Raw genomic sequence first — 24,919 nt, 5'->3', positions numbered from 1 at the left:
CATCAGAACGGCTGATCCGGGTACATCGGCTTGCTGTCGTTGAGGTACAGCCAGCCCTTGACGATACGATACAGCATCCATAGCGACAGCACGCCCCAGGCCGCAAACGCCAGCGGCATCAGCACCACGGTGGCGAAGAGCACGCCGCCCAGCACCGCCCACACCACCGACCACCAGAACGAGCGGATCTGCCAGGCGAAGTGCGAGGCATACAGCGAACCGCGCGCGTCGTCGCGCTTGACGTAGTCGATGACGATGGCGATCAGCGCGGTAATGCCGCCGGTCAGCCAGAAGATTGCGTACAGCGCGTACAGGATATGCAGCAGCTTGCGCAGGCTGCTCTGCTGTTCGTCGCTGGGGCCTGTAACCTGCGCGGTGTAGTCGTTCGCCATGTTTGCCCTTGTTCTGCGATGGCCTGCCTCGCGGCAGGCGGGAGACTGGCCAGCACAGCGACTGGTCAGCCGGTCATCCCTCTTCCTTGCGCCGGGCCTTTTCCTCGAGGCCGGAGAGGCCTTCGCGCCGCGCCAGTTCGTTGACCACGTCGTCGGGGCCCAGCCCGAAGTTTGCCAGCAACACCAGGGTGTGGAACCACAGGTCCGCCACTTCATAGACCAGCTTGCCGGCCTCGGTGCCGGTGTGGCCAGCAGCGCGCGCATCCTTGGCCGCCATCACGGTTTCGGTGGCTTCCTCGCCGATCTTCTTCAGGATGGCGTCGTCGCCCTTGCTGTACAGCTTGGCAACATAGGATCTGGCGGGGTCGCCGCCATTGGCGGGCTTGCGCGATTCGAGCACTTCGGCCACGCGCGCCAGCACATCGCTGCTGCTCGGTCGGGAGTCGGTCATGGCTTGCTATAGATCTGTGCAGGGTCCTTCAACACGGGCTCGACGGTCTGCCAGTCGCCCGCTTCCGCATCGCCCTCGAATTTCTGGAAGAAGCAGGAATGGCGCCCGGTATGGCAGGCGATGCTGTCGACCTGCGTGACCTTGAGCAGCACCACATCTTCATCGCAGTCGAGGCGGATCTCATGCACCTTCTGCACGTGGCCGGACTCTTCGCCCTTGTGCCACAGGCGCTTGCGCGAGCGCGACCAGAACACGGCCTCGCCCAGTTCCACCGTGCGTTGCAGCGCGTCGCGGTTCATGAACGCGAACATCAGCACGTCGTTCGAACCCATTTCCTGCACGATCACCGGCACCAGGCCGTTATCGTCCCACTTGACCTTGTTGAGCCACTTCTTTGCCATGATCAGATCCGCACGGGAATGCCCTCGCGGGCCATGAATGCCTTGGCTTCGCCCACGGTATGCTCGCCGTAGTGGAAGATGCTGGCGGCCAGCACCGCGTCGGCGCGGCCCTTGGTGATGCCGTCGGCGAGGTCCTGCAGCCCGCCGACGCCGCCCGAGGCAATCACCGGCACCGGCACCGCGTCGCTGACGGCACGGGTCAGTTCCAGGTCGAACCCGCTCTTGGTGCCGTCGCGGTCCATGCTGGTCAGCAGGATCTCGCCGGCGCCGCGTGCGGCCATCTCGCGGGCCCATTCGACCGCGTCCAGGCCGGTCGCCTTGCGCCCGCCATGGGTGAAGACTTCCCAGCGCGACGGCTCGCCCGGGGCGGAGCTGCGCTTGGCGTCGATCGCCACCACGATGCACTGCGAACCATATTTGGCCGTGGCGTCGGACACCAGCTGCGGATTGGCAATAGCCGACGAGTTGACGCTGATCTTGTCCGCGCCGGCATTGAGCAGGCGCCGCACATCTTCAACCGTGCGCACGCCGCCGCCGACCGTCAGCGGGATGAAAACTTGCGAGGCGACGTCCTCGATAATGTGCAGCATCAGGTCGCGCCCATCGCTGGTGGCGGTGATGTCGAGGAATGTGATCTCGTCGGCGCCCTGTTCGTCATAGCGGCGCGCGATTTCCACGGGATCGCCCGCATCGCGCAGCTCGACGAAATTGACGCCCTTGACCACCCGCCCGTTGGTCACGTCCAGGCAGGGGATGATACGTTTGGCTAGCATGAGAGTCCTTGTCCGCCGCCGCGCCGGCAAGTGACCGGTGCGACAGCGGCTGCGCCCGAGGCGCGTTGGCTTGCGTTTGGCTTACTGGCCGTCGCGCAGCTTGTCGGCACGAGCCTGCGCATCGGCAAAGTTGAGATCACCGGAGTAGATTGCGCGACCGCAGATGACGCCTTCCACACCCTCGCCTTCGACCGCGCACAGGTTGTCGATATCCGCCAGGTTGGACAGGCCGCCGCTGGCGATCACCGGGATCGACATCGACTGCGCCAGCTTGACGGTGGCGTCGATATTGATCCCCTGCAGCATGCCGTCGCGGCCGATGTCGGTATAGATGATGGCTTCGACACCGTAGTCTTCGTACTTGCGCGCGAGGTCCGCCACTTCATGGCCGGTCAGCTTGCTCCAGCCGTCGGTGGCGACCTTGCCGTCCTTGGCATCGAGGCCGACGATGATGTGGCCGCCGAAGGCCGAGCAGGCGTCCTTCAGGAAGCCGGGGTTCTTCACCGCCGCCGTGCCGATGATGACGTACGACAAGCCGTCGTCCAGCCAGCGTTCAATGGTGTTCAGGTCGCGGATGCCGCCCCCCAGTTGCACCGGGATCTCGTCGCCGACCTCGGCGATGATGGCCTTGATGGCCGCCTCGTTGCGGGGCTTGCCCACGAACGCGCCGTTCAGGTCCACCAGGTGCAGGCGCCGCGCGCCCTGCTCCACCCAGTGGCGTGCCATGGCGGCGGGATCTTCGGAAAAGACGGTGGCCTGGTCCATGTCGCCTTGTTTGAGGCGTACACACTGACCGTCCTTCAGGTCGATGGCCGGAATGAGCAACATATGCGTGACGAGCGTGGTTGAGTAAGTGAGGTTGAGCGAGACCGGCGGGGCCGGTCAGGTCGGGTCGATGTTTCGATCGGGAACTGGTCGCTTGACGGGTTGCGTGAAGGGTCCGGTGACGGGTCTGTCTGGTTCTCGGTCTAACAATCGTCAAACAAGCGATCCGGGGTGTCCGGTGCGCCTTATGGATTCCAGTGGACGAAGTTCCGGTACAGCCGCAGGCCAAGGGCCGCGCTCTTCTCGGGGTGGAACTGCGTCGCGAAAATATTATCGCGGGCTACCGCGCTGGTAAACACGACTCCATACTCCGTCTCACCGGCGATATGGGCCGGATCCTGCGCCTGCACGTAGTAACTGTGGACGAAATAGAACCAGCTGTCGTCCGGAATCCCGCTCCACAGCGGGTGCGGCTTAGCCTGGCGCACCCGGTTCCAGCCCATCTGCGGCACCTTGAAACGCGAGCCGTCGGGCTGCGTCATGCCTTCCAGCGCAAAACGCACAACGTGCCCGGGCATCAGGCCCAGCGCTGGCGTGCGGTCCGCGCCAGCACGACTTTCGGTGCTGAACTCAAACAGCATCTGTTCGCCGACGCACACACCCAGCATCGGCTTGCTGCCGGCGGCCTCGACCACCGCTTCCTGCAGGCCCGAGGCGCCCAGCGCCGACATGCAATCGGGCATCGCGCCCTGACCGGGCAACACCACGCGATCCGCGCTGCGGATGCCTTCGGGGGCATCCACCACCCGCACGTCCGCTTCCGGCGCCGCGGCACGCAGCGCCTGCGCCACCGAGCGCAGGTTGCCCATGCCGTAATCCACAATTGCTATGGTAGTCATGATTTCAAAACAGGCAACAATGTCTTCAGCCCGTCCACAATGAATTCGACGGCCAGCGCCGACAGGATCAGCCCCATCAGGCGCGTGCCGATATTGATGCCGGTGCGGCCGATGACCCGGGCGATCGGGTCGGCCGCGCGGAACACCAGGTACACCACCGAGCCCAGCAATGCGCCGATGCCTACCAGGATCAGCAACTGGTACCAGTGCTGGGTCTTGCCGGCATAGACGATCACCGTGCTGATCGAGCCCGGCCCGGTCAGCAGCGGCAGCGCCAGAGGCACCACCGCAATGCTGGACTTTACCTCGGCCTCATCCTCTTCTTCCGGCGTGGCCTTGGTGCGGCTGGTCTGCGCGTTCAGCATGTTCATGGCCATCATGATCATGATGAGACCGCCACCCACCTGCAGTGAAGCCACCGAGATATTGAAGAACTCGATGATCTGCTGCCCCAGCAAAGCCGACACCGCCACCACGATCGCCACCGAGATCGACGCGATCTTGATGGTACGCAGCTTTTCCGCTTCAGTCTGCTGGCTGGTCAGGCTGATGAAGAACGGGATCGCCCCGATCGGGTTGATCAGCGCCAGCAGCGAGATAAACGACTTGAGCGTATCCATCGGTTGCGGGTTGCCAGCATCGCTGGCCGGGATTCAGGCAGGAAAAAAAGTGGGCGGGCGCCGCAACCAGCCGGCACGCCTACGGGTTCAGGAAGCTCAGAGCGTACCCTTGGTCGACGGGATCGTGTTGGCCGCGCGCGGATCCAGCTCAACCGCCATGCGCAGGGCCCGGCCAAAGGCCTTGAACACGGTTTCGCACTGATGGTGGGCATTGATGCCGCGCAGATTGTCGATATGCAGGGTGACGCCGGCATGGTTGACGAAGCCGCGGAAGAACTCGATGGTCAGGTCGACGTCGAAGCTGCCCACGCGCGCACGCGTGAACGGCACGTGGAACTCCAGGCCGGGGCGGCCGGAGAAATCGATCACCACGCGCGACAGGCACTCATCCAGCGGCACGTAGCTATGGCCGTAGCGGGTGATGCCTTTCTTGTCGCCAATGGCCCTGGCGACGGCCTGGCCGAGCGTGATGCCGACATCTTCCACCGTATGGTGGTCGTCGATATGCGTGTCGCCGGTGGCTTCGACCTCCAGGTCGAACATGCCATGCCGGGCGATCTGGTCGAGCATGTGGTCGAGGAACGGCACGCCCGACGCCAGCTTCTGGCGACCGGTGCCGTCGAGATTCAGGGAAACGCGGATCTGCGTTTCCGAAGTATTGCGGGTGACCTCTGCAACACGCATGGTGTTAATCCTGCAGCGACGCTGCGAATGCCTCAAGGAACTGCGCGTTTTCTTCGGGCGTGCTGACCGTGACGCGCAGACAATTGGCCAGCAACGGGTGCATTTTACTCACGTTCTTGATCAATACCTTCCGCGCCAGCAGCCGGTCGAAGGTCTGTGCCGCATCCGGCACGCGCGCCAGCAGGAAGTTGGCGGCGCTGGGGAACACCGTGACGCCGGCATGCGCGGCCATGCCGTCGGCCACGCGGGTGCGCTCGGCGCGCAGCTGCGCGGCCTGTTCGTCCAGCACCGACACATGCTCCAGCGCGAACAGCGCGGCGGCCTCGGTCAGCACGTTGACGTTGTATGGCGGACGCACCTTGTCGATCTGCGCCAGCCACTCCGGCGCACCGGCCAGGTAGCCCAGGCGGATGCCGGCCAGGCCGAGCTTGGACACGGTTCGCATCACCAGCAGGTTGCCGAAGTCCGACAGGCGTGGCATCCAGCTGTGCTGCGCGAACGGCTGGTAGGCCTCGTCGACCACCACCAGGCTGTTGCAGACGTCGCCCTGTGCGGCACGCAGGATGGCCTCCATGTCGGCGGCGTCAAACAGGTTGCCGGTGGGGTTGTTCGGATAGGCCAGGTAAATGATGGCGGGCTGGTGCTCGGCCATCGCCGCCAGCATGGCTTCGCGATCCAGCGTGAAGTCCGCGCGCAGCGGCACGCCGACGAACCCGAGGCCGGCAAATTGTGCAGACATCGCGTACATGACAAAGCCCGGCACCGGCGCCATCACCTTGGCGCCCGGTTTGGCCGCGGCCAGCGCCAGCATGCTGATGATCTCGTCCGAGCCGTTGCCCAGCAGCACGTCCATGCCGGCGGGCACGGCCATCACATCCTTCAGCCTGGCGCGCAGCGCTTCGCTGCTGGGCACCGGATAGCGGTTCAGCGCCACCTCGCCCAGCCGCGCGGCCAGTTGCTGGCGCAGTTCGGGCGGCAGGCGGTACGGGTTCTCCATCGCGTCGAGCTTGACCAGACCGTGCGAATCCGGCACGTGGTAGGCGCCCATGGCGCGCACGTCGTCACGGATGATGCGTTCGATCAGGGAGGGCTCTACGGCTGACATGGGAACTCCAGGTTTGACTGCGTTGGTTCAGGAAATCAACTGCGCTTGAAACGGTATTCCGCGCTGCGCGCGTGGGCCTGCAGGCCTTCGCCATACGCCAGCTCGGCGGCGATCTGGCCCAGCATCTGCGCCCCGCCCTCGCTCACCTCGATCAGGCTCGAGCGCTTCAGGAAGTCATAGACGCCCAGCGGCGACGAGAAGCGCGCGGTGCGCGAGGTCGGCAGCACGTGGTTGGGGCCAGCGCAGTAATCGCCCAGCGACTCGCTGGTATAGCGGCCGAGGAAGATGGCGCCGGCGTGGCGGATCTTCTCGCTCCACTGGCGCGGGTTTTCGGCGGAAATCTCCAGGTGCTCCGGCGCGATCGCGTTGGCGATCTCGCAGGCTTCCTCCATGTCGCGCACCTTGACCAGCGCTCCACGGCCCGAGATCGACGCGGCGATCACTTCGCGGCGCGGCATGGTCGGCAGCTGGCGCTGGATGCTGGCCTCGACGCGGGCGATGTACTCGGCGTCCGGGCACAGCAGGATCGACTGCGCCAGTTCGTCGTGTTCGGCCTGCGAGAACAGGTCCATCGCCACCCAGTCGGGGTCGGTGGTGCCGTCGCAGATCACCAGGATCTCGGACGGCCCTGCGATCATGTCAATGCCGACGGTGCCGAACACGCGGCGCTTGGCGGCAGCCACGTAGGCATTGCCCGGGCCGACGATCTTGTCGACCTGCGGCAGCGTAGCGGTGCCGTAGGCCAGCGCGCCCACGGCCTGCGCGCCGCCGATGGTGAAGACGCGATCGACCCCGGCGATCTGCGCGGCGGCCAGCACCAGCTCGTTGCGCACGCCGCCGGGCGTGGGCACGACCATGATGATTTCCTTCACGCCGGCCACGCGCGCCGGGATCGCGTTCATCAGCACCGACGATGGGTAGGCGGCCTTGCCGCCCGGCACGTAGATGCCGACGCGGTCCAGCGGCGTCACCTTCTGGCCCAGCATGGTGCCGTCGGCCTCGGTGTACTCCCAGCTGTGGCTGCCGCACTCGATCTTCTGCTTCTCGTGGTAGGCGCGCACGCGCGCGGCGGCTGCTTCCAGCGCGGCGCGGCGCTTGGGCTCGAGGTCCTCGAGCGCGGCTTCGAGCTCGGTTTGCGACAGTTCGAGCGCCGCGATCGAAGGCGCGGCCATGCGGTCGAAGCGTTGCGTGTACTCCAGTACCGCGGCGTCGCCGCGCGCCTTCACGTCGGCCAGGATCTGTGCCGCGGCGCGGTCGATGGCCTCGTCCTCGCCAGCCTCGAAGGCCAGCACCTGGCGCAGTGCCTCGGCAAAGCCCGGCTCGCTGGAATCAAGCCGGCGGATCGGCAGGTTTTCCATTTCGGATACGGTTGCGTTCATGACTTCTTTTCCTTCTCAGTCGGCACCGGCCTGGTGTGGCCCGATGTGGCCTTACACCAGCGCCGCCGAAGCGCGTTCGAATGCGTCGAGGATCGGCGCCAGCCGCTCGCGCTTGAGTTTGAGCGCGGCCTGGTTCACCACCAGCCGCGACGAAATTTGCACGATCTCTTCCACTTCGACCAGGTTGTTGGCGCGCAGCGTGCTGCCGGTGCTGACCAGGTCGACGATGGCATCGGACAGCCCCACCAGCGGGCCCAGCTCCATCGAACCGTACAGCTTGATCAGGTCGACGTGAACGCCCTTTTTCGCAAAATGCTCGCGCGCGGTCTGCACGTATTTGGTGGCCACCGCCAGGCGCGCGCCCTGGCGCACCGCGCTGGCGTAGTCAAACCCGGCCGGCACCGCCACCGACATGCGGCAGCGGGCGATGTTGAGGTCGATCGGCGCATACAGGCCCGCCATGCCATGTTCCATCAGCACGTCCTTGCCGGCCACGCCGAAGTCGGCGGCGCCATACTGCACGTAGGTCGGTACATCCGAGGCGCGCACGATCACCACGCGCACGGCGGGGTCCGAGGTCGGCAGGATCAGCTTGCGCGAGGTCTCGGGATCCTCGGTCACCTGGATGCCGGCGGCTTCGAGCAGCGGCAGCGTTTCGGTAAAGATGCGGCCCTTGGACAGCGCCAGCGTCAGCTGGTTGGGCGAAGCATTGAATGTGGGGCTCATCGGCGTCAGTCCTCGTGCTCAGGCAATGCGGCGGATCTTGGCGCCCACTGCAGACAGCTTGTCTTCCATGCGGTCGTAGCCGCGGTCCAGGTGATAGATACGGTCGATCACGGTGTCGCCCTCGGCGACCAGGCCGGCGATGACCAGGCTGGCGGAGGCGCGCAAGTCGGTCGCCATCACGCTGGCACCGGACAGGCGCGGCACGCCGTTGACCACCGCGGTGTTGCCTTCGACGACGATGTCGGCGCCGAGGCGGTTCAGTTCCTGCACGTGCATGAACCGGTTCTCGAAGATGGTCTCGGTCACGCGCGCGGTGCCTTCGGCCACGGCATTCAGCGCCATGAACTGGGCCTGCATGTCGGTCGGGAAGGCGGGATATTCCGAGGTGCGGAAGCTCACCGCCCTGGCGCGGCGCGGCATCGCCAAACGGATCCAGTCGGCACCGGTCTCGATGCGGGCGCCGGCTTCGCGCAGCTTGTCGAGCACGGTGTCGAGCAGGTCCGGGCGCACGTCGCGCAGCACCAGTTCGCCCAGCGTCGCGGCCGCGGCGCACAGGAAGGTGCCGGCCTCGATGCGGTCGGCGATCACGCTGTGGCGCGCACCGTGCAACTTGTCGACGCCCTGCACCACCAGCCGGTCGGTGCCGATGCCGTCGATCTTCGCGCCCATCCTGACCAGCAGGTGCGCCAGGTCGCTGACTTCGGGCTCGCGCGCGGCGTTTTCCAGCACGGTCTCGCCTTCGGCCAGCGTGGCGGCCATCAGCAGGTTTTCGGTGCCGGTCACGGTGATCATGTCGGTGACCACGCGCGCGCCCTTCAGGCGCCGGGCGCGGGCATGGATAAAGCCATGCTCGATGCTGATCTCGGCGCCCATCGCCTGCAGGCCCTTGATGTGCTGGTCGACCGGCCGGGCGCCGATGCCGCAGCCGCCGGGCAGCGAAACCCGGGCCTCGCCGAAGCGCGCCACCAGCGGACCCAGCACCAGGATCGACGCGCGCATGGTCTTGACCAGCTCGTACGGCGCCTCGAGCGAGTTGACGTCGGCCCCGTTGAGCGCGACGGTGGCGCCATCCTGTTCGGCACGCATGCCCATCAGGCGCAGCAGCTTGAGCGTGGTGCGCACATCCTGCAGGTCGGGCACGTTATCCAGCGAGACGGTATCGGCCGTGAGCAAGCCCGCGCACAGGATCGGCAGCGCGGCATTCTTGGCGCCCGAAACGCGGACTTCACCCCGTAGCGGACCGTTGCCCTGGATCTGGAATTTGTCCATGTTGTGTCGGTTCTGGCCGGGCCTGCGCCCGGAGTCATTGTTCTCGGACCGCGCATGCGGCGCGGTGCGGCACGGCCGGCTTACTTGCCCTCGCCTGCCTGCCACTCGGCGGGCGTCAGCGTCTTCATCGACAGCGCATGGATCTCGGCGCGCATGCGGTCGCCCAGCGCGGCATAGACACGCTGGTGGCGCTGGATCAGCCGCTTGCCTTCAAACTCGGTACTGACGATGGTGGCAAAGAAGTGCTGGCCGTCGCCCTCGACTTCCAGATGTTCGCAGGGCAATCCTTGGGCAATGTATTCCCTGACTTGTTCCGGTGTAGGCAGCATGGAGTTCTCTTCAGCGTATTCAGTAAGTGCGCGGTGTCAGTGCGGCCGCGCTCAGTGGCGCAGCTTGTATCCGGACTTCAGCAGCCGCAGCGCCAGCGCCGCCAGCACCACGAAGGCCGATCCCACCACCGCCAGGCTGAACAGCGGCGACACGTCCGAGACGCCGAAGAAGCCATGGCGGAAGCCGTCGATCATGTAGAAGAACGGATTGGCATGGGACACCGCCTGCCAGAAGGCCGGCAGCGAATGGATCGAATAGAACACGCCGGACAGGAAGGTGGCCGGCATGATCAGGAAATTCTGGAACGCGGCGAGCTGGTCGAACTTCTCGGCCCAGATGCCGGCGATCAGGCCCAGCGTGCCGAGAATGCCCGCGCCCAGCAGCGCGAACACCACGATCCAGCCGATGCTGGCGAAATGCAGGTTGGCAAACCACGCCGTCACCAGCAGCACGCCCAGGCCCACGGTCAGCCCGCGGATCACCGAGGCGAGCACATAGGCACCGAACATCTCCCAGTGCGACAGCGGCGGCAGCAGCACGAACACCAGGTTGCCGGTGATCTTGGACTGGATCAGCGACGACGAGCTGTTGGCGAAGGCGTTCTGCAGCACGCTCATCATCACCAGGCCGGGCACCAGGAAGGCGGTGTAGCTGATCTGGTCGTAGACTTTGACGCGGTCTTCCAGCACATGGCCGAAGATCAGCAGGTACAGTACCGCGGTCAGCACCGGCGCGGCCACGGTCTGGAAGCTGACCTTCCAGAAGCGCAGCACTTCCTTGTACAGCAGGGTCCGGAAGCCGACCAGGCCGCCAACGGCCATCGGGCCCAGGCGGGCGTCTTCCACCAGTTCGATTTCGCCAGGCTGCTTCATGCCGCGGCCTCCATGGCGGGGTCGGGCAGCGCGCCCGGCATGTGGCCCTCGCGGCGCATGATCTGGACAAACACGTCTTCGAGGTCGGCCTTGTTGATTTCCATGTCTTCGATGTCACAGCCGGCTTCACGGCAGGCGGCCAGGATTGGCTCGACCGCCTGGTAGCCGGACAGCCGCAGCCGCACCGCGCGCTCGCCCGGGTTGGCCGGCATGCGCAACGGCTCCAGCGCCGACGGCAGGCTGCCGTGCGCGAAGGTCAGCACCAGCTGCAGCCCGGCGAACTGCGTCAGCAGGTTGCTGGTGCGGTCCAGCGCCACCACTTCGCCGAACTTGAGCATGGCGATGCGGTCGCACAGCGCCTCGGCCTCTTCGAGGTAATGCGTGGTCAGGATGATGGTGTGGCCTTCCCGGTTCAGGCGCGAGATGAACTTCCACAGCGTCTGGCGCAGCTCGACATCGACGCCGGCGGTGGGCTCGTCCAGCACGATCACGGGCGGGCGGTGCACCAGCGCCTGGGCCACCAGCACGCGGCGCTTCATCCCCCCGGACAACTGGCGCATGTTGGAATCGGCCTTGCTGGTCAGGTCCAGGTTGGCCATGATCTCGTCGATCCAGTCGTCGTTGCGGGTCAGGCCGAAATAGCCGGACTGCAGCCTCAGTGTCTCGCGCACCGTGAAAAACGGGTCGAATACCAGTTCCTGCGGCACCACGCCAAGCATACGCCGCGCCATCCGGTAGTCGGACACGACATCGTGGCCCAGCACACGGACGCGGCCGGAGTCGGCGCGGTTCAGGCCGGCGAGGATCGAGATCAGCGTGGTCTTGCCGGCGCCGTTCGGCCCGAGCAGGCCGAAGAATTCGCCGCGTTCGACGGTGAAGCTGACGCCCTTGAGCGCCTGCAGGTTGCGGTAGCGCTTGCGAACGTCGTGGATTTCAATGGCTTTCATGGCCGATTGTCTGTGGCGTGTCCAGCCCTTTTGGGAGGCCAGCCGCCTGAAATGGGGAGCTACTGCGTGCCCGGATTTCCTGGGCCGGCTTGGCATACACCGGAATCAGGCGGGGGGAAGGGCGAACAACCCGGAATTATAGGGGATGCGGGGTGGGTCCCGCTTGATCCCCACCGGATCCGCCCGCTGGGCGCGGCGACAGCGTCAGGCCGTCGCCGGGGCATCGCGGTCGGACGCAATCGCTGCGTCCGGCGATGCCGGATCAATGTCGGTGGTGGTGGCCCGGGCGGGAAAGCGGCTCGGCGCTGGTCGCCAGGCCCAGCAGGCTGTCGACGCCATACAGGTTGGCCAGCTGCGACAGTTGCGCCGGCACCCCGCGCAGCGCCAACGCCAGGTTGCGCGCGGCTGCGGCACGATGCCATGCCAGCAGCACGGCAACCGCGGAGGAATCCACCTGCGCCAGGCCCGTGCAGTCGACCTGCACCTTGCCCTGCACCCCGCCCTGGCCCACGCGCGCCAGCCCGTCGCGCAGCACGGCGGCGGCGTTCTGGTTGGTCAGCGAGGTGCCCAGCGAAAGCATGGTGGCGTCAGGAAGCGTGATCGGCGTGATGGATGGCAATGCGGTGCAAACAAAAGCTCCCGCGCTGAGGCGGGAGCCAGTGCCGCGAACGGTCATTGTAGTGCAAGATCGGCGCGCCGTGCTGCATTGCAGCGGCGCGCGCTCGCCGCGGCTTAGCTCTTGGCGTTGGCCAGCTGGCGGTTGCGGTCCTGCAGCGTCTTGATCACGCCCTCGACGCCCTGCTGGCCGACGATGGTGTTGAAGCTGCCCTTGTAGGCCTCGGTCAGCCACGCGCCCAGCACGTTGATGTCATAGACCTTCCAGCCGTTCGCGGTCTTCTCCAGGCGGTAGTCCATCTGGATCGGCTCGCCCTTGTTGATGACCTGGGTGCGGATGGTGGCATCGGTGTCCTCAGGCGTACCGCGGTACGGGCGGTACTGCACGGCCTGGTCGCGGATCTGGGCGATGGCGCCGGCGTAAGTGCGGATCAGCAGGGTCTTGAACTCCTCGGTGATCTGCTGCTGCTGCTCCGGGGTCGCCTTCGACCAGTTGCGGCCCATCGCGATTTGCGTGGTCTTCTGGAAGTTGGCGTTCGGGATGATCTTCTGCTCGACCAGCGCGGTGATCTTGGCGATATTGCCGCCCTGCATGTCCTTGTCGGACTTGACGGTCGTCATCACGTCGCTGACCACGGCCTTGACCAGCCCGTCCGGAGTGGCCGCGTCCGTGCCCGACACCTGCGCGTGGGCAGCGCCGGCGAAGGCTACTACCGTAAGGAAGGGGACCAACAGTCGCTTAATCATGGATTTTTTCCTTCTTTCTCAAAGACGTTTGCCGGCGAGGTCCACCGGACGATCGCCGCCGGGCGGCAGCGGCCTTGCGGTGATTGGAACATAAGCGCGGGCCCCGGGTTGCACCGGCCAGCGCCCTCCCCGCCACTTCCAAACAAATTGTTTCAGCCCTGACAGGGCATTCACAGCCTGGCGCCAGCCCGTTGGGACTAGTGCCACAAAGACCACAAAGGCGGTCAGCGAATCCGGATCACGCCCGGGACGATACGCTGCATCGGCTCCACCGGTGGCACCGGCAGGCTCTGGCCTTCCGGCTGGATGTCGCCTTTGGGCGGCGTCGCCGCGGGCGTGGAGGCGTCGGCGGGCGGCGCGGCCGCAGGGGCGGAGGCGTCAGCGGGCTGGGCCGCCGGCGCCGGCTGGGCTGGCGTTTGCGGTACCGCCGGCGCCTCTGGTTTGCCGCCTTCGCTCGCATCCGGAGCCGCGGGAGCAGCCTCATCGCTGTCGGCTTCGGCGTCCGGCGGATTGCCGTCGTAAACCAGGTACTGACGGCGCTGCAGGTAGGAGTCGCGCAGGAACGAGTACTTGTCCAGCGCCGCCTGCTCCAGCAGGTTGCTGGCGCCCAGCAGCTGCGCGCGGCCCGCCACGATGCGTACGCCGACCAGCGAATTGCGCAGCGATACCGCGTTGAGATAAGCCGACGGGTCGAACTGGCGGTCGACCAGCATGCCGCCCGTGTCGCGCACCGAGCTCGGCCCGAACAGTGGCAGCACCAGGTACGGGCCCGGCGGCACGCCCCACACACCCAGCGTCTGGCCGAAGTCTTCCTTGTACTTGGGCAGGCCTGCAGGCGTGGCGATGTCGATCAGGCCACCCAGGCCCAGCACGCTGTTCATCGCCACGCGCATGGAGTCTTCCGCCGCGCGCGTGGGCTTGCCCTGCAGCAGGTTGTTCACCGCCGAATAGACATCGCTGACGTTGGAGAAGAAATTCTCCACCGCGCGCTGCACCGGCGTCGGCATGTAGTCGGCGTAGACCTCGGCCACCGGGCGCAGGATGCCCTTGTCGAAGTCTTCGTTGATCTTCGAGACTTCGCGGTTAAAGGGCTCCAGAGGATCCTTCGGGTTGGCCGTCGGGCCCGTGGCACAGCCGGCGAGCAACGCGGCGGCGGCGGCCATCAGGCCAGCCGCCGGGCGGCGCGCGGCGCGGCCCGGCTTGCCGGGGGGAACAGCACTCATTTGGCATCCCCGCCCAGCGCCGGCGCGCTGGCGCCGGCTGCGGGCGAGCCGCTGGCACCGGCATCCGCCGCCTTGTTGTACAGGAACTGGCCGATCAGGTTTTCCAGCACCACCGCGGACTGCGTCATGGTGATGCGGGCGCCATCGGCCAGCATCGCGGTGTCGCCGCCGGCCTCCAGGCCGATGTACTGCTCGCCCAGCAGGCCCGAGGTCAGGATCTTGGCCGAGGTGTCCTTGGGAAACTTGTAGCGCTTCTCCAGGCTCATCTCGACGGTGGCCTGGTAGGTCTTGTCGTCGAAGCGGATCGCGGCAACGCGGCCGACCACCACGCCGGCGCTCTTGACCGGCGCACGCGGCTTGAGTCCGCCGATATTGTCGAAGCGGGCCTGCACAGCGTAGGTTTCCTGGAAGGTGAAGGCGCTCATGTTGCCGGCCTTGAGGGCCAGGAACAGCAGGGCGACGAACCCCGCCGCCACGAACAGCCCCACCCAGAAATCGAGTGTGTTCTTTCTCATTGGAATCTCTTTCTTCAACCCCGTAGTGTCTTGTCGCTGTGTTGCAGTCAGAATGGTCCGCGCCGGCTGCCAGCCGTCAGTTGCTGAACATCAGCGCGGTCAGCAGGAAATCCAGCCCCAGCACCGCCAGCGACGCGATCACCACGGTGCGGGTGGTCGCGCGCGAGACGCCCTCGGGCGTCGGCTTGGCCTCGAAGCCCTGGTACAAGGCAATGAACGTCACGGCAATGCCAAAAATAAAGCTCTTGATCACGCCATTGAGCACGTCGGCGCGCACGTCGACGCCGCCCTGCATCTGCGACCAGAAGGCACCTGCGTCGACGCCGATCAGCTGCACGCCGACCACGTAGCCGCCCAGGATGCCCACCGCGCTGAAAATCGCCGCCAGCACCGGCATGGCAATCACGCCCGCCCAGAAACGCGGCGCGACCACGCGCTGCAGCGGGTTCACCGCCATCATTTCCATCGCGGTCAGTTGCTCGCCCGCCTTCATCAGGCCGATCTCGGCAGTCAGCGAGGTGCCGGCGCGCCCCGCAAACAGCAGCGCGGTCACCACCGGCCCCAGTTCGCGCACCAGCGACAGCGCCACCAGCAGACCCAGCGCCTGCTCGGAGCCGTAGCGGTTCAGCGTGTAGTAGCCCTGCAGGCCGAGCACGAAGCCGACGAACAGGCCCGACACGGCGATGATTACCAGCGACAGGTTGCCGACAAAGAAAACCTGGTCGGTCACCAGGCGGAAACGGCGCAGCAATGCCGGTGACAGGCCCAGCACGGTAAGGAACATGCGGGTGGCATGGCCCAGGCCCGTCACGTTGCGGCGCACGGCCGCGCCGATGGTGGTAAAGAAACCGATCACCGCGCCCTCCCGGCAAAGTCCTCGGCCAGCGACGGCCCCGGGTAGTGGAACGGCACCGGGCCGTCGGCCTCGGCGTGGACGAACTGGTGCACGAACGGATCGGTGGAGGCGCGCAGTGCCTCGGGCTCGCCCTGCGCGGCGATGCGCCCGTCGGCAATGAAATACACGTAGTCGGCGATCTGGAAGGTCTCGTGCACGTCGTGCGAGACGATGATCGTGGTCGCGCCGAGCGCGTCGTTCAGGCTGCGGATCAGGCGGGCGGTCAGGCCGAGCGAGATCGGGTCGAGGCCAGCGAAGGGCTCGTCATACATCAGCAGCGCGGGATCGAGCGCGATCGCGCGCGCCAGCGCCACGCGCCGCGCCATGCCGCCCGAGATCTGCGACGGCATCAGGTCGCGCGCACCGCGCAGGCCGACCGCGTTCAGCTTCATCAGCACCAGGTCGCGGATCATCGAGTCCGGCAGGTCGGTATGCTCGCGCAGCGGAAAGGCCACATTGTCGAAGACCGACAAATCGGTAAACAGCGCGCCGAACTGGAACAGCATGCCCATCTGGCGCCGCACCGCGTACAGGCCGCGGGTATCGAGCTGGTGGATATCGGTGCCGTCGAAGCGAACCGCGCCCGCCTGGGGGCGCACCTGGCCGCCGATCAGCCGCAGCACCGTGGTCTTGCCGCACCCCGAACCGCCCATGACCGCAATCACCTTGCCACGCGGAAATTGCATGGTGAGGCCGGACAGGATGGGCTTGCCGTGGTCCGCATAAGCGAAATCCACCGCATTCAGTTCGACGAGGTTTTGAGCAGAATCGGTCACGTTGGCACCGGTCGGGACAGGGGCGCATTATAAGGTGTACTACCTAGCCCTGCTGGCACCCGTGTGTCGCGCGCCACATCGCTGCGGACCGATGCAATAGGAAAGCGTCTGATTCTGTGAGCGGAAATTTTTCCTTCAGGGTTCCTGCACCTGGCTGGCGTCCCGCAGAATCACCTGCCACTGGATCGATTCCGAACGGATCGCCGTGGCGAAGGCCTCCGGCGAATCGCGCAGCGTGGTCAGCCCGGCGGCCTGGAGCCGGGAGCGCACTTCGCGCTCGGCCATCACCGCGTCGAGTTCGACTGCCAGCCGCGCAACGATCGCCCGCGGCGTCTTGGCGGGCGCCATCACGCCAAACCAGGCCGCCGCCGCGTACCCATCCAGCCCCGACTCCTGCAGCGTCGGCACCAGCGGCGCCAGCGGCGAGCGCGCCACGCCGGTCACGCCGATCAGCCGCAGCCCGCCGCTGCGGACCTGGCTCTGTACCGCGGCAAACGAACAGAAGCAGGCGCTGATGCGACCGGCCAGCATCTCCTGCACCACCGCGGACTCACCCTTGGCGGTGACCAGCGGCACGCCGCTGCGGACGCCGCGCACGGCGTACTCGGCGTACAGATGGGAAGGGCTGCCCGGCTGGCCGTAGCCATAGCTGTAGGAACCCGGGTTGGATTTCACCGCGGTCATCCACTGCTCCGGCGTACGCATCGGCAGCCGGGCGTCGATCACCAGGAACAGCGGCGTGGTGGCGACCCGCGCCACCGGGGTGAAATCGCGCACGACGTCGTATGGCACCGGCTCCAGCCCCGGCTGGATCAGCATATTGGCCTGGTGGAACAGCAACGTGTGGCCGTCCGAGCTGGCCTTGGCGACGACATCGCCCGCGGTGGTGCCGCCTGCGCCGGGGCGGTTGTCGACCTCCATTGGCACGCCCAGCCGCTCCGACAGGCGCTCTGCCAGCAGGCGGGCGACCGCGTCGGCCACCCCGCCGGCCGGGAACGGCACGATCAGGCGCATCGGCCGGTTCGGGAAAGACATGCTGCGTACCAGTCCCGGCCCGGCTACAGCGGGCGTCGCGGGCACGGCAAGGGCGAGCGAGGCACAGCCCAGCGCATACAGGCACAGGAAAGGCTGGAGCCAGCGTCGGAGCACCGCCCATGCGGACGGCCACGACGCAAACTTCACTTTACCTCGCCAAAGTTGCGGCATATTGCGCACTTCGGTCATCAATTTCCTCCCACCCATCCCCTGAGGGGACGGCGAGCTGGTTCTGGGGAAAAAGGATTCGCGAGGCGGTTTCCGTTAGTTGTTTTCTGAAAATTGTAAGTACATCGCCCGGATGGCCACAGGCACGTAAACCATAGCCGGGAGAACCCTGAAGGCCTTGTCCAGCCTTGCCAAACGCGCCATGCCCGCAATGCTGCCGCACCGCGGTCCCGCCTGGGCCGCCGGCTATAATCGCGCGATGACGATGTTTCCCCTGCGGCCCATGGCGGCCGCCGACCTGCCTGCCGTGCTGGCCGTGCAGGCCGCCTGCTATACCGAAGTGCTGCTGGAAAGCCGCGACGCGCTAGCCAGCCGGCTGGCGCTCTCCCCCACCACCTGCTGGGTCGCCGACGATCCGCGCCAACCCGGCACCCTGGCCGCCTACCTGTTCACCCACGCCTGGCCCGAGACCAGCCTGCCGCCGCTCGATGGCCTGCTCGACGACGGCTCGCGCCAGGCGGCGGCGCCGGCACCACTGACCTGGTTCGTCCACGACATGGCCGTGGCGCCCACCGGGCGCGGCGGCGGGCTTGCGGCACGGCTGTATGCGGCAGCGCAAGCGGCTGCGCTGGCGGCCGGACTGAAGCATTCGCGGCTGATCGCCGTACAGTCGGCCGCGCCCTGGTGGCGCAGGCTCGGGTACGCGCCGGTAGCGGCAGAGACCGCGGCACGGCACGCCGGCGAGCTGGCAGACTATGGTGCCGCTGCGATCCTGATGGAAAGGACGCTGGCCGGCTGAAACCGGCTACGGCATCGCGCCCGCAACGAAAAAAGCCCGCCGGCTTGCGCCGGGCGGGCTTTTTGCTGCGGCAGTGACCTGCGGATCAGCGCGGCAGGTCGGTATGCCCCATCAGGAAGGCATCGACCGAACGCGCGGCCTGGCGGCCTTCGCGGATCGCCCAAACCACCAGCGACTGGCCACGGCGCACGTCGCCGGCGGCGAACACCTTGGGCACGTTGGTGTGGTAAGCGCGCTCGCCTTCGGTGGCGGCCTTGGCGTTCTTGCGCGCATCCGTGTCGACGCCGAAGGCTTCCAGCATCGAGCCCACCGGGTTGGTGAAGCCCATCGCCAGCAGGACCAGGTCGGCCGGCAGGATGAACTCGCTGCCTTCCACTTCCTGCATGCGGCCATCCTTCCATTCGACGCGGCAGGCCTTCAGCGCGGTGACCTTGCCGTTCTCGCCGATGAATTCCTTGGTGGCGACGGACCAGTCGCGCTCGCAGCCCTCATCGTGCGACGACGAGGTACGCAGCTTGATCGGCCAGTACGGCCACACCAGCGGCTTGTTCTCTTCTTCCGGCGGCTGCGGCAGCAGTTCGAACTGGGTCACCGAGGTGGCGCCGTGGCGGTTGGACGTGCCCACGCAGTCGGAGCCGGTATCGCCGCCGCCGATCACGATCACGTTCTTGCCCTCGGCGCGGATCTCGTTGGCGCCGTCGCCGGCCACCTCCTTGTTCTGCGGGATCAGGAATTCCAGCGCGAAGTGGATGCCGTTCAGGTCGCGGCCCGGCACCGGCAGGTCGCGCGGCACTTCCGAGCCGCCCGCCAGCACCACGGCGTCGAACTGGTCCATCAGGGCCTGGGCCGAGATGGTTTCACGCGCATAGTTCTTGATGCCGGCCGGCAGCTCGCCGTCGGTCACCATGACGCCGGCGCGGAAGGTCACGCCTTCGGCCTGCATCTGTTCCATGCGGCGGTCGATCAGCGACTTCTCCATCTTGAAGTCGGGGATGCCGTAGCGCAGCAGGCCGCCGACGCGGTCGTTCTTCTCGAACACGGTCACGTCATGGCCGGCACGCGCCAGCTGCTGCGCGGCAGCCATGCCGGCGGGGCCGGAGCCGACCACGGCGACGGTCTTGCCGGTCTTGTGGCGCGGCAGCTGCGGCTTGACCCAGCCCTCTTCCCAGGCCTTGTCGATGATGGCGTGCTCGATCGACTTGATGCCCACCGGCAGCTCGTTGATGCCCAGCGTGCAGGCGGCTTCGCACGGCGCCGGGCAGATGCGGCCGGTGAACTCGGGGAAGTTGTTGGTCTGGTGCAGCACCTCGATCGCCGACTTCCAGTCCTGGCGGTACACCAGGTCGTTGAAGTCGGGGATGATGTTGTTGACCGGGCAGCCGTTGTTGCAGAACGGGATGCCGCAGTCCATGCAGCGCGCACCCTGGAGCTTCGCTTCGCTGTCGGACAGCGCGAACACGAATTCCTTGTAGTGCTTCACGCGCTTGACTACCGGTTCGTAGCCCTCATTCTGGCGCGGAAATTCGAGAAAGCCAGTCGCCTTACCCATGTTGCGTCCTTGGTCATGCTGCGCGGGACCGGCGGCTTCGCCGGCCCTGCGGTGGGGTCAGTATCTTGTCAGGGCCGCCGCGGCTTGCCGCGACCCGTCGCTACGTTGGTTTGCTGCTGCGCTCAGGCCGCGATGGCTTCGCGGTCGCTGTCGCGGGCTGCCTGTTCCTTGGCGTACATCTCGCCCAGCGCGCGCTTGTACTCGGTCGGGAAGACCTTGACGAACTTGCGGCGTGCCGTGGTCCAGTCAGCCAGCAGCGCCTTGGCGCGCTCGGAACCGGTGTAGCGGAAGTGCTGCTCGATCAGGTTGCGCAGGATGGCTTCATCCAGCACGCGCTTGCCGTCGACCTTGTGCCACGAGGCCTGGGGCTGGCCCTTCTCCTGGTCGGCCGAGGCCAGCACGGCTTCCAGCGCCACCATCGAGGTGTTGCAGCGCTTGTCGAACAGGCCGTCCTCGTCATAGACGTAGGCCACGCCGCCCGACATGCCGGCCGCGAAGTTGCGGCCGGTGCCGCCCAGCACCACCACCGTGCCGCCGGTCATGTACTCGCAACCGTGGTCGCCGGTGCCTTCCACCACTGCCACGGCGCCGGAGTTGCGCACCGCGAAGCGCTCGCCGGCCACGCCGTTGAAGAACGCTTCACCGGCAATGGCACCGTACAGCACGGTGTTGCCGACGATGATGTTGCGGGTCGGGTCGCCGCGGAACTCGTGCGGGGCACGCACGATCACGCGGCCGCCCGACAGGCCCTTGCCGACATAGTCGTTGCCGTCGCCCACCAGGTCCAGCGTGATGCCGTGCGCCAGGAACGCGCCGAACGACTGGCCGGCGGTGCCTTGCAGCTGGATGTGGATGGTGTCGTCGGGCAGGCCTTCGTGGCCGTGCTGCTTGGCGACCACGCCGGACAGCATCGCGCCGACGGTGCGGTTGACGTTCTTGACCGGCTGGATGAACGACACGCGCTCGCCCTTCTCGATCGCCGGGCGGGCCTTGGCGATCAGCACGTGGTCCAGCGCCTTGCCGGCTTCCTGCGACAGGCCGTGATCCTGCACGTCGGTGTGGTACAGCGGCACGTCCGCGCCCAGCGACACCTGGTGGAAGATGCGGCTGAAGTCCAGGCCGCGTGCCTTCCAGTGTTCGATGCCTGGCTTGGTGTCGAGCAGGTCGGCGCGGCCGATCAGCTCGTCGAAGGTGCGGATGCCCAGCTGGGCCATGATCTCGCGGGCTTCTTCGGCAACAAAGAAGAAGAAGTTGACCACGTGCTCCGGCTTGCCCTGGAACTTCTTGCGCAGCTGCGGATCCTGCGTGGCCACACCCACCGGGCAGGTGTTCAGGTGGCACTTGCGCATCATGATGCAACCCTCGGCGACCAGCGGTGCCGTGGCGAAGCCGAATTCGTCGGCGCCCAGCAGCGCGCCGATGACGACGTCGCGGCCGGTCTTCATCTGGCCGTCGGCCTGCACGCGGATGCGGTTGCGCAGGCCGTTGAGCAGCAGCGTCTGCTGCGTCTCGGCCAGGCCCAGCTCCCACGGCGTGCCGGCGTGCTTGATCGACGACCACGGCGAGGCGCCGGTGCCGCCATCATGGCCAGCGATCACGACGTGGTCGGCCTTGGCCTTGGACACGCCCGCGGCCACCGTGCCGACGCCCACTTCGGACACCAGCTTGACCGAGATATCCGACGACGGGTTGACGTTCTTCAGGTCGTGGATGAGCTGTGCCAGATCCTCGATCGAGTAGATGTCGTGGTGCGGGGGCGGCGAGATCAGGCCCACGCCCGGCACCGAGTAACGCAGCTTGCCGATGTAGTCCGAGACCTTGTGGCCCGGCAGCTGGCCGCCTTCGCCCGGCTTGGCGCCCTGTGCCATCTTGATCTGGATCTGGTCGGCGGAAGCCAGGTACTCGGCGGTCACGCCGAAGCGGCCCGACGCCACCTGCTTGATCTTCGAGCGCAGCGAGTCGCCGTCCTGCAGCGGCAGGTCGGCCTCGACCACGTCGCCCAGCAGGCTCTTCAGGCTGTCGCCCTGCTTGATGGGAATGCCGCGCAGTTCATTGCGATAGCGCTTCTCGTCTTCGCCGCCTTCGCCGGTGTTCGACTTGCCGCCGATGCGGTTCATCGCCACGGCCAGCGTGGCATGGGCTTCGGTCGAGATCGAGCCGAGCGACATCGCGCCGGTAGCAAAGCGCCGCACGATTTCCTTGGCAGGCTCGACTTCTTCCAGCGGAATCGCCTTGGCCGGGTCGACCTTGAACTCGAACAGACCGCGCAGCGTCATGTGGCGCTTGCTCTGGTCGTTGATGATGTTGGCGTATTCCTTGTACGTCTGGTACGCGCCCTTGCCGTCGTCGGCGCGCACCGAGTGCTGCAGCTTGGCGATCGAGTCCGGGGTCCACATGTGCTCTTCGCCACGGATGCGGAAGGCGTACTCGCCGCCGGCGTCCAGCATGTTTTCCAGCACCGGGCTGTTGCCGAAGGCATCGGTGTGCAGGCGCAGCGCTTCCTCGGCCACTTCGAAGATGCCGATGCCCTCGACGTTCGACGGCGTGCCGTGGAAGTACTTCTGCACCAGCTCGCGCGACAGGCCGATGGCTTCGAAGATCTGCGCGCCGGTGTACGACATGTAGGTCGAGATGCCCATCTTGGACATCACCTTGAACAGGCCCTTGCCGACCGCCTTGACGAAGTTCTTGACCGCCTTTTCCGGCGACAGGTCGCCCGACAGGCCGCTGGCCATGTCGGCCAGGGTTTCCATCGCCAGGTACGGGTGCACGGCTTCCGCGCCGTAGCCGGCCAGCAGCGCGAAGTGGTGCACTTCACGCGCGGTGCCGGTCTCGACCACCAGGCCGGTCGACGTGCGCAGGCCCTTCTCCACCAGGTGGTGGTGGATCGCGGACGTGGCCAGCAGAGCCGGGATGGCGACATGGTCGGCATCCACCGGGCGGTCGGTCACGATCAGGATGTTGTAGCCCGAGCGCACCGCATCCACGGCTTCGGCGCACAGCGAGGCCAGGCGCGCTTCGATGCCTTCCTTGCCCCACGCGGTCGGGTAGCAGATGTTCAGTTCATACGAACGGAACTTGCCGCCGGTGTAGTGCTCGATGTTGCGGATCTTGGCGATGTCCTTGAAGTCCAGCACGGGCTGGGACACTTCGAGGCGCATCGGCGGGTTGATGTTGTTCAGCTCGAGCAGGTTCGGCTTCGGGCCGATGAACGATACCAGCGACATCACCATGTTCTCGCGGATCGGGTCGATCGGCGGGTTGGTCACCTGGGCGAACAGCTGCTTGAAATAGTGGTACAGCGTCTTGTTCTTGGACGACAGGATCGCCAGCGGCGAGTCGTTGCCCATCGAGCCGGTGGCTTCTTCGCCGGCCAGCGCCATCGGCGCCATCAGGAACTTGACGTCTTCCTGGGTGTAGCCGAAGGCCTGCTGGCGGTCCAGCAGCTTGGCCACCGGCTTCTTCTCGGCGGCGACGTCTTCGGGCTTGGCGTCGATCTCGTCCAGCTTGATGCGAACGGCGTCGATCCAGCTCTTGTACGGCTTGGCGTTGGCCAGGTTGTCCTTGAGTTCCTTGTCGTCGATGATGCGGCCCTGCTCCATGTCGATCAGGAACATCTTGCCCGGCTGCAGGCGCCATTTCTCAACGATGCGCGACTCGGGGAACGGCAGCACGCCGGCTTCCGAGGCCAGCACCACGACGTCGTCCTCGGTCACGTAGAAACGTGCCGGGCGCAGGCCGTTGCGGTCCAGCGTGGCGCCGATCTGGCGGCCATCGGTGAAGCAGATCGCGGCGGGGCCGTCCCACGGCTCCATCATGGCGGCGTGGTACTCGTAGAAGGCGCGACGGTTGTCGTCCATCAGCGTGTGCTGTTCCCAGGCTTCCGGGATCATCATCATCATTGCGTGGACGAGCGGGTAGCCGGCCATCGTCAGCAGTTCGAGGCAGTTGTCGAACGATGCCGTATCGGACTGGCCCGGGTAGATCAGCGGCCACAGCTTGGGCAGGTCGTCGCCCAGCACCGGCGACGAGATCGCGCCGGTACGCGCGTTGATCCAGTTGACGTTGCCCTTGACCGTGTTGATTTCGCCGTTGTGGGCGACCATGCGGTACGGGTGGGCCAGTTCCCAGGCCGGGAAGGTGTTGGTCGAGAAGCGCTGGTGCACCAGGGCCAGGGCCGACACGGCGCGCTGGTCCTGCAGGTCCAGGTAGTACTCGCCGACCTGGTTGGCCAGCAGCAGGCCCTTGTACACCACGGTACGGGCCGACATCGACGGCACGAAGTATTCCTTGCCGTGCTTGAGCTTGAGCGCCTGGATGGCGTGGCTGGCGGTCTTGCGGATGACGTAGAGCTTACGTTCCAGCGCGTCCGTGGTCATGATATCGCGGCCGCGACCGATGAAGATCTGGCGGATCACGGGTTCGGTCTTGCGCACCGTCGGCGACATCGGCATGCGGGCGTCGACCGGCACGTCGCGCCAACCCAGCACGACCTGGCCTTCCAGGCGGACCGTGCGTTCCAGTTCCTGCTCGCAGGCCAGGCGCGAAGCGTGCTCCTTCGGCAGGAAGATCATGCCGACGCCGTATTCGCCGGCGGGCGGCAGGCTCACGCCCTGCGCGGCCATTTCCTCGCGGTAGAACTGGTCCGGAATCTGGATCAGGATACCGGCACCGTCGCCCATCAGCGCGTCCGCGCCGACGGCACCCCGGTGGTCCAGGTTCTCCAGGATCTTCAGGCCCTGGGAAATGATCTCGTGGGACTTCTTGCCCTTGATGTGCGCGACCATGCCGACGCCGCAGGCGTCATGCTCGTTGGTCGGGTCATACATGCCTTGCGCCTGCGGACGCAGGTCGAGGGCGGAGGAAGACTCGCTGATTTGCTCGCTGGTCTGCGCTTGGGCCGAAAGGTTCTTCATTTGGTCCACGGGCTGAATTCCGGTGAAGGCTGCGCGAACTGCTGGACTACCGGAACGGGGACCGCGCG

The 24,919-nt window shown here is 66.5% G+C and carries 25 protein-coding genes; 1 reads left to right on the top strand and 24 read right to left on the bottom strand.

From position 1 onward, the window contains the following. Positions 1 to 2: 2 nt before the first annotated feature. From K309_RS0117530 to K309_RS0117425, 22 genes are all read right to left on the bottom strand, one after another. Complete coding sequence (locus K309_RS0117530; RefSeq protein WP_029047639.1) at positions 3 to 392, bottom strand: DUF4870 family protein; 390 nt, start codon at positions 390 to 392, stop codon at positions 3 to 5. Positions 393 to 465: 73 nt separating this feature from the next. Next, positions 466 to 843, bottom strand: coding sequence for a phosphoribosyl-ATP diphosphatase (locus K309_RS0117525; protein WP_029047638.1), 378 nt, complete (start codon positions 841 to 843; stop codon positions 466 to 468). Next, positions 840 to 1,244 (bottom strand): phosphoribosyl-AMP cyclohydrolase, encoded by a 405-nt coding sequence (hisI, locus tag K309_RS0117520; RefSeq protein ID WP_029047637.1) that lies wholly within the window; start codon positions 1,242 to 1,244, stop codon positions 840 to 842. Before hisI ends, K309_RS0117525 begins: the two co-directional genes overlap by 4 nt. A gap of 2 nt (positions 1,245 to 1,246) precedes the next feature. Then, on the bottom strand, positions 1,247 to 2,017 hold the full coding sequence (gene hisF / locus K309_RS0117515; RefSeq protein WP_029047636.1) for an imidazole glycerol phosphate synthase subunit HisF: 771 nt from the start codon (positions 2,015 to 2,017) through the stop codon (positions 1,247 to 1,249). Positions 2,018 to 2,098: 81 nt separating this feature from the next. Then, positions 2,099 to 2,845, bottom strand: a complete 747-nt coding sequence (hisA, locus tag K309_RS0117510; protein ID WP_029047635.1) for a 1-(5-phosphoribosyl)-5-[(5-phosphoribosylamino)methylideneamino]imidazole-4-carboxamide isomerase — start codon at positions 2,843 to 2,845, stop codon at positions 2,099 to 2,101. Between the two features lie 182 nt (positions 2,846 to 3,027). Continuing rightward, a complete protein-coding gene (hisH, locus tag K309_RS0117505) occupies positions 3,028 to 3,681 on the bottom strand; it encodes an imidazole glycerol phosphate synthase subunit HisH (RefSeq protein ID WP_035877770.1) in 654 nt (217 codons plus the stop codon). Next, positions 3,678 to 4,301, bottom strand: coding sequence for a YchE family NAAT transporter (locus K309_RS0117500; RefSeq protein ID WP_018004934.1), 624 nt, complete (start codon positions 4,299 to 4,301; stop codon positions 3,678 to 3,680). The genes hisH and K309_RS0117500 overlap by 4 nt, the downstream gene beginning before the upstream one ends. A gap of 96 nt (positions 4,302 to 4,397) precedes the next feature. Continuing rightward, complete coding sequence (gene hisB, locus K309_RS0117495) at positions 4,398 to 4,985, bottom strand: imidazoleglycerol-phosphate dehydratase HisB (RefSeq protein WP_019451384.1); 588 nt, start codon at positions 4,983 to 4,985, stop codon at positions 4,398 to 4,400. Between the two features lie 4 nt (positions 4,986 to 4,989). After that, positions 4,990 to 6,090, bottom strand: a complete 1,101-nt coding sequence (gene hisC / locus K309_RS0117490; protein ID WP_029047633.1) for a histidinol-phosphate transaminase — start codon at positions 6,088 to 6,090, stop codon at positions 4,990 to 4,992. A 35-nt stretch (positions 6,091 to 6,125) separates the two neighbouring features. Next, positions 6,126 to 7,469, bottom strand: a complete 1,344-nt coding sequence (gene hisD, locus K309_RS0117485; RefSeq protein ID WP_029047632.1) for a histidinol dehydrogenase — start codon at positions 7,467 to 7,469, stop codon at positions 6,126 to 6,128. A 51-nt stretch (positions 7,470 to 7,520) separates the two neighbouring features. Continuing rightward, on the bottom strand, positions 7,521 to 8,195 hold the full coding sequence (gene hisG, locus K309_RS0117480) for an ATP phosphoribosyltransferase (protein ID WP_029047631.1): 675 nt from the start codon (positions 8,193 to 8,195) through the stop codon (positions 7,521 to 7,523). Between the two features lie 18 nt (positions 8,196 to 8,213). After that, positions 8,214 to 9,464, bottom strand: a complete 1,251-nt coding sequence (gene murA, locus K309_RS0117475) for a UDP-N-acetylglucosamine 1-carboxyvinyltransferase (protein WP_029047630.1) — start codon at positions 9,462 to 9,464, stop codon at positions 8,214 to 8,216. A gap of 80 nt (positions 9,465 to 9,544) precedes the next feature. Further along, on the bottom strand, positions 9,545 to 9,793 hold the full coding sequence (locus K309_RS0117470) for a BolA family protein (protein WP_029047629.1): 249 nt from the start codon (positions 9,791 to 9,793) through the stop codon (positions 9,545 to 9,547). A 51-nt stretch (positions 9,794 to 9,844) separates the two neighbouring features. Beyond that, the gene (locus K309_RS0117465; RefSeq protein ID WP_029047628.1) at positions 9,845 to 10,666 is read right to left on the bottom strand and encodes an ABC transporter permease; all 822 of its coding nucleotides are present in this window, start codon (positions 10,664 to 10,666) and stop codon (positions 9,845 to 9,847) included. Next, positions 10,663 to 11,613 (bottom strand): ABC transporter ATP-binding protein, encoded by a 951-nt coding sequence (locus K309_RS0117460; protein ID WP_029047627.1) that lies wholly within the window; start codon positions 11,611 to 11,613, stop codon positions 10,663 to 10,665. The genes K309_RS0117465 and K309_RS0117460 overlap by 4 nt, the downstream gene beginning before the upstream one ends. Positions 11,614 to 11,875: 262 nt before the next feature. Further along, a complete protein-coding gene (locus K309_RS0117455) occupies positions 11,876 to 12,232 on the bottom strand; it encodes an STAS domain-containing protein (RefSeq protein ID WP_348635782.1) in 357 nt (118 codons plus the stop codon). A gap of 113 nt (positions 12,233 to 12,345) precedes the next feature. Beyond that, positions 12,346 to 12,975 (bottom strand): MlaC/ttg2D family ABC transporter substrate-binding protein, encoded by a 630-nt coding sequence (locus K309_RS0117450; RefSeq protein WP_029047625.1) that lies wholly within the window; start codon positions 12,973 to 12,975, stop codon positions 12,346 to 12,348. Positions 12,976 to 13,199: 224 nt separating this feature from the next. Continuing rightward, a complete protein-coding gene (locus K309_RS0117445) occupies positions 13,200 to 14,198 on the bottom strand; it encodes an MlaA family lipoprotein (protein ID WP_029047624.1) in 999 nt (332 codons plus the stop codon). Further along, on the bottom strand, positions 14,195 to 14,713 hold the full coding sequence (gene mlaD / locus K309_RS0117440; RefSeq protein ID WP_029047623.1) for an outer membrane lipid asymmetry maintenance protein MlaD: 519 nt from the start codon (positions 14,711 to 14,713) through the stop codon (positions 14,195 to 14,197). Before mlaD ends, K309_RS0117445 begins: the two co-directional genes overlap by 4 nt. Positions 14,714 to 14,789: 76 nt before the next feature. After that, positions 14,790 to 15,569 carry a lipid asymmetry maintenance ABC transporter permease subunit MlaE gene (gene mlaE / locus K309_RS0117435; RefSeq protein WP_029047622.1) on the bottom strand — a complete coding sequence of 260 codons (780 nt, stop codon included), beginning with the start codon at positions 15,567 to 15,569 and terminating at the stop codon, positions 14,790 to 14,792. After that, positions 15,566 to 16,384 carry an ABC transporter ATP-binding protein gene (locus tag K309_RS0117430; protein WP_029047621.1) on the bottom strand — a complete coding sequence of 273 codons (819 nt, stop codon included), beginning with the start codon at positions 16,382 to 16,384 and terminating at the stop codon, positions 15,566 to 15,568. Before K309_RS0117430 ends, mlaE begins: the two co-directional genes overlap by 4 nt. 135 nt (positions 16,385 to 16,519) lie before the next feature. After that, positions 16,520 to 17,608 carry a Bug family tripartite tricarboxylate transporter substrate binding protein gene (locus K309_RS0117425; protein WP_029047620.1) on the bottom strand — a complete coding sequence of 363 codons (1,089 nt, stop codon included), beginning with the start codon at positions 17,606 to 17,608 and terminating at the stop codon, positions 16,520 to 16,522. Between the two features lie 238 nt (positions 17,609 to 17,846). On the opposite strand from K309_RS0117425, the gene K309_RS0117415 reads away from it, so the two are divergent. Then, positions 17,847 to 18,386 (top strand): GNAT family N-acetyltransferase, encoded by a 540-nt coding sequence (locus K309_RS0117415; protein WP_029047619.1) that lies wholly within the window; start codon positions 17,847 to 17,849, stop codon positions 18,384 to 18,386. 85 nt (positions 18,387 to 18,471) lie between these two features. Here K309_RS0117415 and K309_RS0117410 read toward each other — a convergent pair whose 3' ends face one another. Both K309_RS0117410 and K309_RS0117405 read right to left on the bottom strand, forming a co-directional pair. Continuing rightward, complete coding sequence (locus K309_RS0117410) at positions 18,472 to 19,935, bottom strand: glutamate synthase subunit beta (RefSeq protein ID WP_029047618.1); 1,464 nt, start codon at positions 19,933 to 19,935, stop codon at positions 18,472 to 18,474. A 122-nt stretch (positions 19,936 to 20,057) separates the two neighbouring features. After that, complete coding sequence (locus K309_RS0117405) at positions 20,058 to 24,851, bottom strand: glutamate synthase-related protein (protein ID WP_035877766.1); 4,794 nt, start codon at positions 24,849 to 24,851, stop codon at positions 20,058 to 20,060. Between the last annotated feature and the right edge of the window lie 68 nt (positions 24,852 to 24,919).

The sequence above is a fragment of the Cupriavidus phytohabitans genome (genome assembly GCF_000426345.1).
Taxonomy (GTDB): domain Bacteria; phylum Pseudomonadota; class Gammaproteobacteria; order Burkholderiales; family Burkholderiaceae; genus Cupriavidus.
Note: the sequence above shows the minus strand (reverse complement) of the source record. Positions and strands in the feature narration are given on the sequence as shown.

What these genes read in the sequence shown, in the direction of transcription:
- hisH (WP_035877770.1), bottom strand. Translation starts at nt 3,681, where the DNA reads ATGACTACCATAGCAATTGTGGATTACGGCATGGGCAACCTGCGCTCG.
- K309_RS0117445 (WP_029047624.1), bottom strand. Translation starts at nt 14,198, where the DNA reads ATGAGTGCTGTTCCCCCCGGCAAGCCGGGCCGCGCCGCGCGCCGCCCG.
- hisA (WP_029047635.1), bottom strand. Translation starts at nt 2,845, where the DNA reads ATGTTGCTCATTCCGGCCATCGACCTGAAGGACGGTCAGTGTGTACGC.
- K309_RS0117525 (WP_029047638.1), bottom strand. Translation starts at nt 843, where the DNA reads ATGACCGACTCCCGACCGAGCAGCAGCGATGTGCTGGCGCGCGTGGCC.
- K309_RS0117410 (WP_029047618.1), bottom strand. Translation starts at nt 19,935, where the DNA reads ATGGGTAAGGCGACTGGCTTTCTCGAATTTCCGCGCCAGAATGAGGGC.
- hisI (WP_029047637.1), bottom strand. Translation starts at nt 1,244, where the DNA reads ATGGCAAAGAAGTGGCTCAACAAGGTCAAGTGGGACGATAACGGCCTG.
- mlaD (WP_029047623.1), bottom strand. Translation starts at nt 14,713, where the DNA reads ATGAGAAAGAACACACTCGATTTCTGGGTGGGGCTGTTCGTGGCGGCG.
- K309_RS0117530 (WP_029047639.1), bottom strand. Translation starts at nt 392, where the DNA reads ATGGCGAACGACTACACCGCGCAGGTTACAGGCCCCAGCGACGAACAG.
- K309_RS0117425 (WP_029047620.1), bottom strand. Translation starts at nt 17,608, where the DNA reads ATGACCGAAGTGCGCAATATGCCGCAACTTTGGCGAGGTAAAGTGAAG.
- hisG (WP_029047631.1), bottom strand. Translation starts at nt 8,195, where the DNA reads ATGAGCCCCACATTCAATGCTTCGCCCAACCAGCTGACGCTGGCGCTG.
- K309_RS0117405 (WP_035877766.1), bottom strand. Translation starts at nt 24,851, where the DNA reads ATGAAGAACCTTTCGGCCCAAGCGCAGACCAGCGAGCAAATCAGCGAG.
- hisF (WP_029047636.1), bottom strand. Translation starts at nt 2,017, where the DNA reads ATGCTAGCCAAACGTATCATCCCCTGCCTGGACGTGACCAACGGGCGG.
- K309_RS0117500 (WP_018004934.1), bottom strand. Translation starts at nt 4,301, where the DNA reads ATGGATACGCTCAAGTCGTTTATCTCGCTGCTGGCGCTGATCAACCCG.
- K309_RS0117470 (WP_029047629.1), bottom strand. Translation starts at nt 9,793, where the DNA reads ATGCTGCCTACACCGGAACAAGTCAGGGAATACATTGCCCAAGGATTG.
- murA (WP_029047630.1), bottom strand. Translation starts at nt 9,464, where the DNA reads ATGGACAAATTCCAGATCCAGGGCAACGGTCCGCTACGGGGTGAAGTC.
- K309_RS0117465 (WP_029047628.1), bottom strand. Translation starts at nt 10,666, where the DNA reads ATGAAGCAGCCTGGCGAAATCGAACTGGTGGAAGACGCCCGCCTGGGC.
- hisC (WP_029047633.1), bottom strand. Translation starts at nt 6,090, where the DNA reads ATGTCAGCCGTAGAGCCCTCCCTGATCGAACGCATCATCCGTGACGAC.
- K309_RS0117415 (WP_029047619.1), top strand. Translation starts at nt 17,847, where the DNA reads ATGACGATGTTTCCCCTGCGGCCCATGGCGGCCGCCGACCTGCCTGCC.
- K309_RS0117460 (WP_029047627.1), bottom strand. Translation starts at nt 11,613, where the DNA reads ATGAAAGCCATTGAAATCCACGACGTTCGCAAGCGCTACCGCAACCTG.
- hisD (WP_029047632.1), bottom strand. Translation starts at nt 7,469, where the DNA reads ATGAACGCAACCGTATCCGAAATGGAAAACCTGCCGATCCGCCGGCTT.
- K309_RS0117450 (WP_029047625.1), bottom strand. Translation starts at nt 12,975, where the DNA reads ATGATTAAGCGACTGTTGGTCCCCTTCCTTACGGTAGTAGCCTTCGCC.
- hisB (WP_019451384.1), bottom strand. Translation starts at nt 4,985, where the DNA reads ATGCGTGTTGCAGAGGTCACCCGCAATACTTCGGAAACGCAGATCCGC.